Below are 13520 nucleotides of genomic sequence, written 5' to 3' on the forward strand. Positions count from 1 at the left end.
GGGCATGGGCTGTATGGGGACCTCTCGGACTCGGTTAGGTGATTGCGCCTGCGGTTTTCAGTTCGATGATGCGGTCCCAGTCCAGGCCGAGTTCCAGGAGGATCTCTTCGGTCTGTTCGGCGAAGCCGGGGGCTCCTCCGGTGCTGGGCGCGGTCACGTCGAACTGCACCGGATTGGCCACCAGTTCCAGCTCCCCGGCCTGCACGATGTATTCGTTGGAGCGGACCTGGGCGTCCTTGGCGGCTTGCAGGGTGTCCTGCACCGGCGCCCACGGCCCGGCCAGTGTCGCGAACCGCTCACTCCACTCGGGCAGTGTGCGCTTGAGCATCGCCTCGGACAGGATCTCGTTGGCCGCCGCGGTGTTCTCCGCGATCGACTCGGCGGTGGCGAACCGCGGATCGTCGATCAGATCCTCGAGGTCCATGTGCCGGCAGACATCGGCCCAGAACTTCGTCGGCTGCATCATGACGAAGGAGATGTACCGGTCATCCGCGGTCGGGTAGAGCCCGACCAGCGGATTGAACGGTGAGCCTTGGGTTCCCGGCGGGAAGGCCTCCATCCGCTCCTGCAGGTGATTGGTCAGGGCCACGGTGTGGCCGAGTGCCCACAGGCCGCTGCCCAGCAGGGACACGTCGACCACCGACGGCTCCCCGGTGCGTTCCCGCTTGAGCAGCGCCGCGGCGATGCCACCGGCCAGGTTCGTGCCGGAGATGGTGTCGCCGTAGGCGGGTCCCGGCGGGCCGACCATGCCCGGGGTGTCCGGCGGGGTGATCGTGCGCGCGGTGCCGGCCCGGCACCAGAACGCGGTCATGTCGTACCCGCCCTTGACCGCCTCTTCGCCGCGCGGACCGAGTGCGCTGCCCCGGGCGTAGATGACGGTCGGGTTCACCGCGCGGATGTCCTCCACATCGATGCCGAACTTCTCCCGGTGCCCGGGCAGGAAGCTGGTCAGGAACACGTCGGCGCGTTTCGCCAACTCCAGCAGTACCTCTTTGCCCTCCGGCACCGACATGTCCAGCCCGATGCTGCGCTTGCCGCGGTTGGCGTGCTCGATGTTCGGGTTGGGATCGCCCTCCACCCGCAGCAGACCGGTCTGGCGCAGACCGCGCTGCGGGTCGCCGGTGACCGCGTGCTCGACCTTGACGACATCGGCTCCCCATTCGGCGAGCACCGCGCCGGCCGAGGGCACGAAGCCGTACATGGCGACCTCGAGGACCCGGATTCCGTCCAGTGGCTTGCTCATTCGCTGCACCCTCTCTTCTTCGCGCGAGTGCTCATCCGGCCACCGGCACCGCGAAGGTCTTGCTCTCCAGGAATTCCTCCAGGCCGGCCACACCCATCTCACGGCCGATACCGGACTGCTTGTAGCCACCGAACGGGCTGTCCGGGCTGAAGTAGTTGCCGCCGTTGATGGAGAAGGTCCCGGTCCGGATGCGCCGCGCGATGCCCAGCGCGCGCTGCTCGCTGCCGAAGACCGCACCCGACAGGCCGTAGATGGAGTTGTTCGCGATCCGCACCGCATCGTCGTCATCGTCGTAGGCGATCACCGCGAGGACCGGTCCGAACACCTCCTCCTGGGCGATCTCACTGTCGGGATCGACGTCGGTGAGCAGCGTCGGCGTGTAGAAGTAGCCGGGCCCCTTCTTCTCGCCGCCGGTCACCAGCGTCGCGCCGGCCTGCACGGCCCGCTGCACCATCCCGTCGACCTTGTCGCGCTGCTTCTCACTGATCAGCGGGCCCATGTAGGTGCCCGGATCGGTCGGGTCCCCGTACCGCACATGCCCGAAGTTGGCCTTGACCAGTTCGACGATTTCGTCGTGATGCTTGCGCGGCACCAGCAGCCGGGAGGTCAGCGCGCAGCCCTGTCCGGCGTGGGTGACCATGCTGAAGGCGGAAAACACTGCGGCGGTGCCGAAGTCGGCATCATCGAGCACGATGGCCGCGGACTTGCCACCCAGCTCCAGGAAGACCCTCTTCAAGGTCGAGCTGGCGGCGGCCATGATGGCCCGGCCGGTCGGGGTGGACCCGGTGAAGGTCACCATGTCGACATCAGGGTCGGTGGTCAGCACCGCGCCGACCTGCGGGTCGGCGCCACTGAGGACGTTGACGACGCCGGCCGGGATGTCGGTGTGCTCGGCGATCAGCTCGCCGAGAGCGAGGGTGATCAGCGGGGTGTCCGGTGCCGCCTTGAGGACGACGGTGCATCCGGCGGCCAGTGCCGGTGCCAGCTTGGCCAGCGCCAACTGGTTCGGGTAGTTGTAGGCGATGATGGCCGCGACGACGCCGCCGGCCTCCTTCTCCACCCAGCGGTGATGCTGCATCCCGCGGCTCTCGATGTTTCCGAGGTCCTCGGTGAACGGGTAGTCGCGCAGCAGATTGAGGTAGTACTCGACGATCGCGATCGGCTGGTCGAGTTGCGCGCCCAGGTTCAGCGCCGCGGTGGCGCCGACCTCGGCGGTGGTGAGCGCGGCCAGATCGTCACGGTTGGCGACCAGCGCCCGGTGGAACTGCTCCAGGCAACGGATCCGCAGCGCGACATCGGTAGCCCAGCCCGAGTGGTCGAAGGCGCGTCGCGCGGCGGCGACGGCCGCCTCCGCATCGGCGATCGAAGCGTCCGGCGCGTGGCCGAGGACCTCACCCGTTGCGGGGTTCACGGTGGCGAATGTGCGTGCCGCGTCGACGAGTTTCCCGTCGATGAGCATGCGCCGATCGGCCTTTTCGTGTGCTGGTTCGCGGACCGGATCGCTGCCGTTGGTGGCGGCGATCGTGGGGGTCTCCGACATCGGGCTCCTCACTGTGATGGAAATTTCATTCTCATCATCGGCGAATCTTACATCCGGAGGATGAGAACGCAAGAACGGCTAGATCCGCTAGTCGTATGCCCCGATCAGGCAAAGCGGCCAAACTTTTGTTCCTCCCAGAACCGTCCGATGCCTTGCGGCGGCGACATGTCCGAGAGTACGGTTCTCATAATCGGAAGGGCGATTCTTGAGATCGCGGCCACACTCAGGGTCGCCCGCTTCAGCTCATATGGAGGCTTCACATGAAGAACGCTGTCGTCACAGGCGGCGGGTCGGGGATCGGCCGCGCAATCGCGGACCGGTTGCGCGCGGACGGTTACAACGTGGCCACCATCGACCTCAACCCATCGGACACCCCCAACGCGTTCATCGCGAACGTCACCGATCGGACCGCCGTCGACGAGGCACTGAACGGGGTTCGCAGCCAGCTCGGCCCGGTCTCCATCCTGGTCAACGCGGCCGGCCTGGACAGCTTCCGCAAGTTCACCGAGACCACCTTCGAGCAGTGGCAGCGCGTGATCGACGTGAATCTCAACGGCACGTTCCACTGCATCCAGGCCGTGCTGCCGGAGATGATCGAGGCCGGATGGGGTCGCATCGTCAACATCTCCTCCTCCAGCACCCACTCGGGCCAGCCCTACATGGCGCCGTATGTGGCAGCCAAGTCCGCCGTCAACGGGCTGACCAAGTCGCTGGCGCTGGAGTACGGGCCGATGGGCATCACCGTCAACGCGGTGCCGCCCGGCTTCATCGACACCCCGATGCTGCGCAAGGCCGAGGACCGCGGGTTCCTCGGTGATACCGACAAGCAGATCCAGCAGACCCCGGTGCGCCGGATGGGCAAACCCGAGGACATCGCAGCGGCTTGCGCCTTTTTCATCTCCGAAGAGGCGAGTTACATCACCGGACAGATCCTGGGCGTCAACGGCGGCCGGAACACCTAGAGCGAGAAGGGCTGATCATGGGTACGACAGGAAGCACTGCAGGCCGGGTAGCCGGAAAAGTCGCATTCATCACCGGCGCCGCCCGCGGGCAGGGCCGCAGCCACGCGATCCGGCTCGCCGAGGAGGGCGCCGACATCATCGCTGTGGACATCTGCCGCAATATCGACACCATCGGCTACGACCTGGCCACCCCCGAGGACCTGGACGAGACCGCCCGATTCGTGGAGAAGGCCGGTGGCCGGATCGTCACCGCCGTCGCCGACGTCCGGGAGGCCGCCGAACTCAAGGCCGCGCTGGACAGCGGCATCGCCGAATTCGGCAAGGTCGACATCGTGGTCGCCCAGGCCGGTATCGCCGGCATGAAGAGCAGCAACTCGCTGCAGGCCTGGACCGACGGCATCAACACCAACTTCGTCGGCACCATCAACGCCATCCAGGTCGCCCTGCCCCATCTGAACGAGGGCGCCTCGATCATCGCCACCGCATCGGCCGCCGCCCTGATGGACGCGCACAACAAGCCCAACCCGGGCGCCGATCCGGGCGGCATGGGCTACATGGTCAGCAAGCGGCTCATCTCCGAGTACGTGCACTACCTGGCCACCGAACTGGCCGTGCGCGGCATCCGGGCCAACGTGATCCACCCGACCAACTGCAATACCGACATGCTGCAGAGCGAACCGATGTACCGTTCGTTCCGGCCCGACCTGGAGAAGCCCCAGAAGGCCGACGCCGAGCCTGCCTTCTACGTCCAGCAGGCGATGCGGGTGCCGTGGGTCGAGCCGGAGGACATCAGCAATGCGGTGCTGTGGCTGGCCTCGGACGAGTCCCGGTTCGTCACCGGCATGCAGCTGCGTGTCGATGCCGGCGGCTACCTCAAGTGGTACGACTACCACGTCTGATGCTGAAATCACCGTTTCGTAAGGAGCTGGCGCAGTGAAGGTTTCCGTCGATCCAAGCCGGTGCCAGGGTCACACCCTGTGCGCGATGATCGCACCCGACTCGTTCGTGCTCGACGATGTCGACGGTCACGCCTCCCCGGTTTCGGAGGTGGTGCCCACCGATCAGGAGGACGCGGTGCGTGAAGCCGCCCACTCCTGCCCCGAACAGGCCATCGTCATCGAATGACACCGCGGCCGCTGGAATCACCAGAAAACCCAAGGGAGACAACGCCGTGAGCATCGATGATGTCACGACCGAGGACGCGCGCAAGCGCAACAAGATCCACTTCGACCGGCACACCCCGGAGTACCGGTTGCAGTTCGACCAGATCACCGAGGAGATGCACTCCCGGTGCCCGATGGCCTGGACCGACGTCTACGACGGGCACTGGATCGCCGCGGACAGCAAGCACGTCTTCGAACTCGCGCGCTGCCCGGCGGTGTCCAATCACCACGACATCAGCGGTGAGACACCGTTCCAGGGCATCACCATCCCTAAGGCCAGTCGCGCCACCGTCGTTCGCGGCGGCATCCTGGAGATGGACGAGCCCGAACACAGCGAGTACCGCGGCGCTCTGAACCCGTATCTGTCCCCCGCGGCGATCAAGCGCTGGGTGCCGTTCGTCGACGAGATCACCCGGGCCGCTCTGGACGAGCACATCGAGAGCGGCCGGATCGACTTCGTCGACCACCTGGCCAACGTGGTGCCCGCGGTGCTCACGCTGGCGATGATGGGCCTGGATCTGAAGAAATGGAACATCTACAGCGAGCCCACCCACGCGTCGGTCTACACCCCCGAGCACGCCCCCGAACGCGAGAAGATCAACGAACAGCACCGTGAGATGGGCATCGACCTGCTCACGAACATGTTCGCGATCCGGGAGACCCCCCGCCCGGGCCTGATCAACGCGCTGCTGCAGGTGCGCATCGACGGTGAACCCGCTCCGGACATGGAGATCCTGGGCAACCTCGGGTTGATCATCGGCGGCGGATTCGACACCACCACCGCGCTGACCGCCCACGCGTTGGAATGGCTGGGCGAGAACCCCGAACAGCGTGAGCTGCTCAGCCGGGAACGCGAGACCCTGATCAACCCGGCCACCGAGGAGTTCCTCCGCTTCTTCACCCCGGCGCCCGGCGACGGCCGCACGTTCTCCGAGGACGTGGAGGTCGAGGGGCAGCAGTTCAAGAAGTACGAACGCCTCTGGCTGTCCTGGGCGATGGCCAACCGGGACCCCTCGGTGTTCGAGAAGCCCAACGAGATCGTCCTGGACCGTAAGGGCAACCGGCACTTCAGCTTCGGCATCGGCGTGCACCGCTGCGTGGGCTCCAACGTGGCCCGCACGGTGTTCAAGTCGATGCTGACAGCGGTGCTCGACCGGATGCCCGACTACGTGTGTGACCCCGAGGGCACCGTGCACTACGACAGCATCGGCGTCATCCAGGGCATGCGGAACCTGCCGGCAACGTTCACCCCGGGCAAGAAGCTCGGGCCCGGACTGGACGAGACGCTGGACAACCTGCAGCGCATCTGCAACGAACAGGAACTGGCCCGGCCGATCACCGAGCGCAAGGAAGCCGCCGTCATCGACTGGAAGTAGTACTGCACGTTCGGCGCGGTTCCGTACCCGTTACGGGACCGCGCCGAACGCGTGTCCGGCGGGAATAGGGACTGGTTTGTCCATGTTTTGGCCGGATAAAGGACTTGTGTGGATCAAGGTCGATCCTGTTAGCCTTTTGATCACAGCAATCGGTAACGAAAACGAAGTCCTCCGCGAAAAGGAGGATGTCGCCCGAATCAGTCGGGTGGGGAAAGGTAAAAACCACATGCTCAAGGTGTCGCGCACGAAGCTTGCCGTCCTGGTCGGCGGTATGGCTCTGTCGGTGCCGATGTCGGTCGGGATCGCCTCAGCCCAGCCCGACCTCGGTCCGGTCATCCACACAACCTGCAATTACGACCAGGTGTGGGCCGCCATGAACGCGGAGCGTCCCGACCTCGCCGCACAGTTCAACGCTCAGCCGATGGCGCTGGGCATGCTGCGCAGCTTCCTGAACTCCAGCCCGGCGGACCGCCAGGGCACGGTGAACCAGATCGCCGCCTACCCGGGCGCGCAGAGCTACCTGGGCGCCACCCTGCAGCTGGCCAACAGCTGCCACAACTACTGAGTTGTAAGCCGAAAAAAGTCCCGCTCTCGGAACGACGGAGAGCGGGACTTTTTCGTGTGTGATCAGCCGCGGGGCAGCCCCAGCACCTGCTGGGCGATGATGTTGCGCTGGATCTCCGAGGTGCCACCGGCGATGGTCCCGGAGAAGCTGCGCGCGTACCGCTCGAACCAGCTCGCGTAGTAGTGGTCCAGGTTCATGTGCGCGTACGGCCCACTGAACGACGGATGGATCAGCCCCTCGGAACCGGCCGCCAGCAGGGCGTTGTTCGATGCTCGAAGTTCGGCCTCGGCGCCGAGCAGTTTCGGCACCGACACGGACGCCACGTCCACCTCACCGCGGGCCGCCTTGGCCAGCCCGACCGACCCCAGCAACCGCAGCGCCTGGTAATCCATGATCGTCGAGGCCAGTTGGTCCCGCTCCAGCGGTGTGGACGGTTTGAAGTCGCCGATCGAGTTGGCAATGCGGTCGGCGAATCCCAGCCACATCATGGTGCGCTCGTGGCCGAGCGACCCGTTGGCGACCTTCCAGCCGCCGTTGAGCGGGCCGACGAGGTTCTCCGCCGGCACCCGCGCGTCGGCGAAGAAGACCTCGTTGAAGTCCTTGTTCTCCTCACCGCAGATATCGGCGAACGGCCGGCACACCACCCCTTCGGTATCGGTCGGGATGATGAGCACGCTGATGCCCTTGTGCTTGGGCGCATCGGGATCGGTGCGCACGAAGGTCAGCAGCCAGTCGGCGTCATGCGCACCGGAGGTCCACACCTTTTGGCCGTTGACCACGAAGAAGTCCCCGTCGCGGACAGCCTTGGTGCGCAGCGATGCCAGGTCCGATCCGGCGCTCGGCTCGCTCATGCCCAGCGATGCGGTCTTCTCACCGCGCAGCACCGGCACCGCCCACTGCTGCTTCTGCTCGTCGCTGCCGAAGGTCAGCAGCGACGCCGCGATGATGTTGACGCCCTGCGGGTTGAAGCTGTGATAGATCCGGCGCCGGCACAGCTCCTCGAGGTGGACATAGGTCTGCAGCACCGTGGCGTTGCGCCCACCGAACTCCGGCGGCTGCGCGGGCAGCAACCATCCGTTGTCGAACAGCAGCCGCTGCCAGTCGCGCGCCCACTGCGGCATGTGCGAGACCGAGCGCGGACGCTCCAAAGTGTCTGCCGCACTGGGCAGATGCTCGTCGAGGAAGGCCGAGAACTCGGCCCGGAACTCTTCGACGTCGGGATCAAATTCGAGTTGCATCAAACTCCTCGGCGATAAGCGCGCGATGTTCGGCGGCGCCGCCGAGCAGAAGCTCGCCGGCCTTGGCCCGCTTGAGCGCGAACTGAAGGTCGTTCTCCCAGGTGAAGCCCATGGCTCCGAAGGTCTGCAGGCCGTGCTGGAAGACCAGCGTCTGGCACTCCCCCGCGCTGGCCTTGGCCATGGCCGCGGCGATCCGGCGGCGCGGGTCGTCGGCGGCGATGGTGAGCGCGGAGAAGTAGGACAGTGCCCGCGCCCGTTCGATGGCCACATACATGTCGGTGGCCTTGTGCTGGATGGCCTGGAAGGAGCCGATCGGCACCCCGAACTGATGCCGGCTCTTGGCGTGTTCGAGCGCGAGGTCCAGGATCCGCTGGCACGCCCCGACCATGGTGATCGCCATCCCCATCAAGGCCACGTGCCGAGACCGTTCGACCAGCGCCAGCGCGGCCGACGGGTCAAGGTCGAGGCGGTCGGACTCCTCCACCCGCACCCGGTCGAAGGTCACCTCGGCGATATGCAGGACCGGGTCGAACACATCGCGGCGGCGGGCGACGACGGCTTCGCGAGGTCGATCCCCAGTCGCTCCGCTCCCGCCCTCCGAGCCGACCAGGAACACCCCGGCCGGGGTCACCACGGCGAGCTGCTCGGCGCGGTCACCGTCCAGCACGAACTTCGACGTGCCGTCCAGCTCCCAGCCCTGCCTGCTCCAATTGGCGCTGACACCCTCGTAGATCGCGGTGCCGGCCTTGGCCGGGTCGAACCGTTCCCCGGCCAGCGGCGCGTACTGCGACAACGTGGCCAGGAAAGGGGTCGGATCGGTGGCGCGACCGAGTTCCTCGAGCACGATGGCGAGCTCGACGGCGTTCTCCGGATCTGTCAGCTCGGTCCAGCCGGCCTCCAGATAGGACCGCCAGAGCCGGTCTCCGGCGTCCGCGTCGCCGGTGCCTTCTGCGATGCCGCGCACCAACGCCGCCGGGCACTGTTTACCCACCGCATCGCGCACCGTTTCCCGCCAAAGCCGCTGATCAGCGTCGAACTCCAGAAGCATCTGACACCTCCCGCCTCCACTCGTTCCGTCCGGAGGAGAATAACATTCTCCTGATTGGTGGCGAGATTCTCCGACGCGGTCCGGCCAGTTACCCGGAATGGCCGCTACGCGACTGACCAGCAGACACTCTCACCAGCCATGATGTAAGCGTTCCGCTGGAGAACAATATTCTTGATATTGAAGAACAAGGATCTACACTGGGATTCAAGATGGCGGCCTCGGCCGGCCACAACTGAAGGATGAGATCACGGTGAAAGAACTGCAGGACGGTACCGGCAACCTCGTCGCGACGCCCGTCATCGACACCAGCGTGCACATCTTCGTCGAGTCGAACAAGGATCTGCGCGAGAACTTCCTGCAGGAGCCCTTTCGCAGCCGCGGCTTCCCGGATTACGAGATGGACTGGTACGGCGCACCCGGAGGCGAATATGCCACCAGGACAACCGGTCCCGACGGGCAGTATCCGGGATCCGACCCCGCCGTCGTGGCCAAGCACCTGTTCACCGACCGGGGCGTCGACCTCGCGATCCTGCATCCGATGACCCGCGGCATCATGCCCGACCGCCACCTCGGCTCCGCGCTCGCCTCGGCGCACAACGACATGATGGTGACCCGCTGGCTGGACCATCCCGAGTTCGGCGAACGCTTCCGCGGCACGCTGCGGGTCAATCCGGACGATATCGCCGGTGCGCTGCGGGAGATCGAGCGGTACAAGGACCACCCCCGGATCGTGCAACTCGGCGTCCCGCTGCAATCCCGGGAGGTCTACGGCAAGCCACAGTTCTGGCCGTTGTGGGAGGCCGCGGTCGACGCGGGCCTGCCGGTCGCGGTGCATTTCGAGGTCGGCTCGGGCGTTGCCCTGCCCCCGACGCCGAACGGGCTCACCCGCACCTACGAGCAGTACGTCGGATTCACCGCGCTCAACTACCTGTACCACCTGATGAACATGATCGCCGAGGGCGTGTTCGAGAAATGGCCCACGCTGAAGTTCGTCTGGGCCGACGGCGCCGCCGATCTGTTGACCCCGTTCATGTGGCGGATGGATTGCTTCGGCCGCCCGCACCTGGAGCAGACCCCGTGGGCGCCCAAGATGCCCAGCGACTACCTGCCCGATCACGTGTACTTCGTGCAGGGCTTCCTGGACGGGCCGGGCGACGTCGACTTCGCCGGCGAGTGGGCCGGATTCACCGGCAAGGACGACATGGTCATGTACGGCTCCAGCTACCCGCACTGGCAGCTCAACGAGTTGACGGTGCCGAGTTCCTACAGCGCCGAGCAGCGCGACAAGTTGTGCTGGCGCAACGCCGCCGAGTTGTACGGCATCGACATCGGCGCAACTTCATCCGTCGCCTCCGCGGCTGCGGCACAGTAGAGGCATCGAGAGGAGCCGTCCCTGTGACAACACATCAGAGCACTACAGCCAATCCCCGGATGCCCGCCCCCGAACGGATCGCCGTGCGCTGCGTCGACTCCGATGTCCACCCCGCGCCCCGGGTCGGCGAACTCGGCCAGTACATCCCCGAGCCCTGGCGCAGCAAGTACTTCGGCACGCACAAGGTCGGCGATCAGATCTACTACGACGCGCCCGACTACGCCCACACCTATGCCATGCGCGCGGACTCGTTCCCGGCCGACGGCCAATTCCCCTGCAGTGACCCCGAATTGGCGTTCAAGCAGCTGATCATGGAGGCCGGCGCGGATATCGCCATCCTGGAGCCCGCCGCCTATCCGGCACGCATCCCGGAGGCCCAGCACGCCATGTCCATGGCGCTCAACGACTGGCAGGCCAACCACTGGCTGGACAGTCACAACAACTGGCACGAACGGTGGCGCGGGTCGATCTGCCTGGCCATCGAGGAGCCCGAGAAGAGTGTCGAGGAGATCGAACGCTGGGCCGGGCACCCGTACATGGCGCAGATCCTGATCAAGGCGGAGCCGCGGCCGTCCTGGGGTAATCCCAAGTACGACCCGATCTGGGCGGCGGCCACCAAGAACGACATCACCGTCAGCTGTCATCTGTCGCGCAGCCACTACGACGAGTTGCCGATGCCGCCCGTCGGGTTGCCCAGCTACAACCACGATTTCATGGTCACCTACTCGCTGCTGGCCGCGAATCAGGTGATGAGCCTGATCTTCGACGGCACCTTCGACCGGCACCCGAACCTGCGGATCGTGTTCGTCGAGCATGCCTTCACCTGGATCCTGCCGCTGATGTGGCGGATGGACGCCATCTACGAGGCCCGCAAGTCCTGGATGGACATCAAGCGCAAGCCCAGCGAGTACGTCAAGGACCACATCAAGTTCACCACCCAGCCACTGGACTACCCCGAGGACAAGACCGAGTTGTCCCGGGCCTTCGAGTGGATGGAGTGCGAGAAGATCCTGCTGTTCTCCAGTGACTACCCGCACTGGACCTTCGACGACCCGCGTTGGTTGGTCAAGCATCTGCCCGAACATGCAAGGGAGGCCGTGATGTTCCGCAATGGGATCGAGACCTATCACCTGCCCGACACCGTGCCCGCGCTCGAGGGCCAGGTCCGGGTCTTCTAGGGATGACTCAAGCAGACAAGACGCCCCGGCTGGCCCAGGGGCGCGAACACGTGGTGGCTACCGTCGACGAGATCCCTCACGGCACACACAAACTGGTGCCCATCGGACGGCACGGCGTCGGCGTCTACAACGTCAACGGCACCTTCTACGCCATCGCCAACTACTGCCCACACGAGGGTGGCCCGCTGTGCTCAGGCCGCGCGCGGGGGTTGAACATCGTGGACGAGAACGTGCCCGGCGACGCGGTCATGGTGCGCGACAAGGAGTACATCTTCTGCCCATGGCACCAATGGGGCTTCGAACTGGCCACCGGGACCACGGCGGTCAAGCCGGAGTGGAGCATCCGCACCTACCCGGTCCGGGTGGTCGGCAACGAAGTGCTGGTGCAGGCATGAGCGAACTTGTGAGCGAATCATCGGCCCCGAGCGAACTTGTGGCCACTGAAGGCCCCACCCTGACCGCCGGGGAGCAGAGCATCGAAATCAATGGTGGCAACGTCGTCTACGAGATCCTGGGTGAGACCGGCGATCTGATCGCCCTGACGCCGGGCGGTCGGTTCAGCAAGGACATTCCGGGCCTGCGCCCATTGGCCGAGGCGCTGGTCGTGGGCGGCTACCGGGTACTGCTGTGGGACCGGCCCAACTGCGGTAAATCCGATGTGCAGTTCTACGGGCAGAGCGAATCTCACATGCGCGCCGAGACGCTCTACAAGCTGGTGACCGCACTCGACGCCGGGCCGTGCATCATCCTCGGCGGATCCGGAGGCGCCCGGGACTCGATGCTCACCACCATGCTCTACCCCGAGATCGTCCGAAAGCTGGTGGTGTGGAACATCGTCGGCGGCGTCTACGGGTCGTTCGTGCTCGGCGGGCACTACGTGACCCCCAGTATCCTCGCGGTCCGCGGCCTCGGCATCAAGGGCCTGCTGAGCGTGCCCGAATGGCGCGAGCGTATCGAGCAGAATCCGGCCAACCGTGCACGCCTGCTCGACCTCGACGCCGACGAATTTCTCAAGGTGATGCTGCGCTGGCTCAACGCCTTTGTCCCGAAGCCGGGTCAGACCATCCCCGGTGTGCCCGACGAGATGTTCGACAACATCACCGTGCCCACCCTGATCATCCGCGGCGGTGAGAACGACTGGGATCACCCCAAGCGCACCTCACTCGAGGTGAGCTGCCTGATCAAGGGGTCCAAGCTGATCGATCCGCCGTGGCCCGAGGACGCCTGGGAGCGCGCCGGCGAGAAGTTCGCCCAGAGCGGCGGAAAGACGTTCTGCCTGTTCGACACCTGGGTCCAGGCCGCCCCGGCGATCCTCGACTTCCTGGGCCCCCCGGACGCCTCGTGATGGGCTCACCGGAGCAGGATGCGGACCTCGCTGTTCAACGAGGCCTCCAGCGCGGTGTGGATGCGGCTCTCCGGCACCCGGGCCAGATCAGACCGGTTCAGGGTCACCTCCACGATGTCCCAGCCCTGCCCGCTCGGGAATCGGTGCACATCGCCGGTGAGCCCGAACCCGGCCAGTACGCCGTGCGCATCGTCATCGGTGCCACGGCTGACGAAGGTCAGCACCCCGGGCAGGACGTCATCTCCGAAAGCTTTGCCACACAGCGTGACCACCGCGGCACGCAGCGTTTCGCCGTCATCGCCGGCCAGCAGCACCTCGACCTCGCGGCGGTTGCTGGGCATCACAGACAGGTCCACATCGATGACTTCGGCGCCGACCGGTATGCACAGCTCACGGAGTGCCGCCATGCCCTCGGCTAGCTGTGCGGGTGTCAATCGCCCGGACGGATCCACATCGACACGCACCACTGCGGTTCTCACGGCCGTCAGCC

Annotated in this window: 14 protein-coding genes; 9 read left to right on the top strand and 5 right to left on the bottom strand. The window is 65.9% G+C overall.

The features are described from left to right. Positions 1 to 34 precede the first annotated feature (34 nt). Positions 35 to 1243 carry a CaiB/BaiF CoA transferase family protein gene (locus K0O62_RS20440; RefSeq protein ID WP_073853237.1) on the bottom strand — a complete coding sequence of 403 codons (1209 nt, stop codon included), beginning with the start codon at positions 1241 to 1243 and terminating at the stop codon, positions 35 to 37. A gap of 31 nt (positions 1244 to 1274) precedes the next feature. After that, complete coding sequence (locus tag K0O62_RS20445) at positions 1275 to 2783, bottom strand: aldehyde dehydrogenase family protein (RefSeq protein WP_073853234.1); 1509 nt, start codon at positions 2781 to 2783, stop codon at positions 1275 to 1277. A gap of 260 nt (positions 2784 to 3043) precedes the next feature. On the opposite strand from K0O62_RS20445, the gene K0O62_RS20450 reads away from it, so the two are divergent. The 5 genes from K0O62_RS20450 (at position 3044) to K0O62_RS20470 (ending at position 6849) form a co-directional block, all read left to right on the top strand. Continuing rightward, positions 3044 to 3745 (top strand): SDR family NAD(P)-dependent oxidoreductase, encoded by a 702-nt coding sequence (locus K0O62_RS20450; RefSeq protein WP_073853232.1) that lies wholly within the window; start codon positions 3044 to 3046, stop codon positions 3743 to 3745. Positions 3746 to 3762: 17 nt separating this feature from the next. Next, positions 3763 to 4644: a mycofactocin-coupled SDR family oxidoreductase gene (locus K0O62_RS20455; RefSeq protein WP_073853230.1), complete on the top strand. Its 882-nt coding sequence runs from the start codon at positions 3763 to 3765 to the stop codon at positions 4642 to 4644. A gap of 34 nt (positions 4645 to 4678) precedes the next feature. Then, entirely contained in the window at positions 4679 to 4870 is a 192-nt protein-coding gene (locus tag K0O62_RS20460; RefSeq protein WP_073853227.1) for a ferredoxin, read from the top strand. A 46-nt stretch (positions 4871 to 4916) separates the two neighbouring features. Next, entirely contained in the window at positions 4917 to 6284 is a 1368-nt protein-coding gene (locus K0O62_RS20465; protein ID WP_073853224.1) for a cytochrome P450, read from the top strand. 226 nt (positions 6285 to 6510) lie between these two features. Continuing rightward, positions 6511 to 6849, top strand: coding sequence for a hemophore-related protein (locus K0O62_RS20470; protein WP_073853221.1), 339 nt, complete (start codon positions 6511 to 6513; stop codon positions 6847 to 6849). Between the two features lie 62 nt (positions 6850 to 6911). Here K0O62_RS20470 and K0O62_RS20475 read toward each other — a convergent pair whose 3' ends face one another. Both K0O62_RS20475 and K0O62_RS20480 read right to left on the bottom strand, forming a co-directional pair. After that, positions 6912 to 8087 (bottom strand): acyl-CoA dehydrogenase family protein, encoded by a 1176-nt coding sequence (locus K0O62_RS20475; protein WP_073853218.1) that lies wholly within the window; start codon positions 8085 to 8087, stop codon positions 6912 to 6914. Then, on the bottom strand, positions 8071 to 9135 hold the full coding sequence (locus tag K0O62_RS20480; protein ID WP_073853216.1) for an acyl-CoA dehydrogenase family protein: 1065 nt from the start codon (positions 9133 to 9135) through the stop codon (positions 8071 to 8073). Before K0O62_RS20480 ends, K0O62_RS20475 begins: the two co-directional genes overlap by 17 nt. A 250-nt stretch (positions 9136 to 9385) precedes the next feature. Between K0O62_RS20480 and K0O62_RS20485 the strand changes: the two genes are divergently transcribed. From K0O62_RS20485 to K0O62_RS20500, 4 genes are read left to right on the top strand one after another with little or no spacing between them, the layout of a single operon-like run. Further along, the gene (locus K0O62_RS20485; protein ID WP_079244232.1) at positions 9386 to 10507 is read left to right on the top strand and encodes an amidohydrolase family protein; all 1122 of its coding nucleotides are present in this window, start codon (positions 9386 to 9388) and stop codon (positions 10505 to 10507) included. 59 nt (positions 10508 to 10566) lie between these two features. Then, a complete protein-coding gene (locus K0O62_RS20490) occupies positions 10567 to 11685 on the top strand; it encodes an amidohydrolase family protein (protein ID WP_073853215.1) in 1119 nt (372 codons plus the stop codon). 2 nt (positions 11686 to 11687) lie between these two features. Continuing rightward, positions 11688 to 12080 (top strand): Rieske (2Fe-2S) protein, encoded by a 393-nt coding sequence (locus K0O62_RS20495; RefSeq protein ID WP_073853212.1) that lies wholly within the window; start codon positions 11688 to 11690, stop codon positions 12078 to 12080. Beyond that, the gene (locus K0O62_RS20500) at positions 12077 to 13030 is read left to right on the top strand and encodes an alpha/beta fold hydrolase (RefSeq protein ID WP_073853210.1); all 954 of its coding nucleotides are present in this window, start codon (positions 12077 to 12079) and stop codon (positions 13028 to 13030) included. Before K0O62_RS20495 ends, K0O62_RS20500 begins: the two co-directional genes overlap by 4 nt. A 5-nt stretch (positions 13031 to 13035) precedes the next feature. Here the strand turns inward: K0O62_RS20500 and K0O62_RS20505 are convergent, their stop codons facing one another. Continuing rightward, the gene (locus K0O62_RS20505) at positions 13036 to 13509 is read right to left on the bottom strand and encodes a hypothetical protein (RefSeq protein WP_073853208.1); all 474 of its coding nucleotides are present in this window, start codon (positions 13507 to 13509) and stop codon (positions 13036 to 13038) included. Between the last annotated feature and the right edge of the window lie 11 nt (positions 13510 to 13520).

Origin of the sequence: Mycolicibacterium diernhoferi (assembly GCF_019456655.1) — a bacterium.
Taxonomy (GTDB): domain Bacteria; phylum Actinomycetota; class Actinomycetes; order Mycobacteriales; family Mycobacteriaceae; genus Mycobacterium; species Mycobacterium diernhoferi.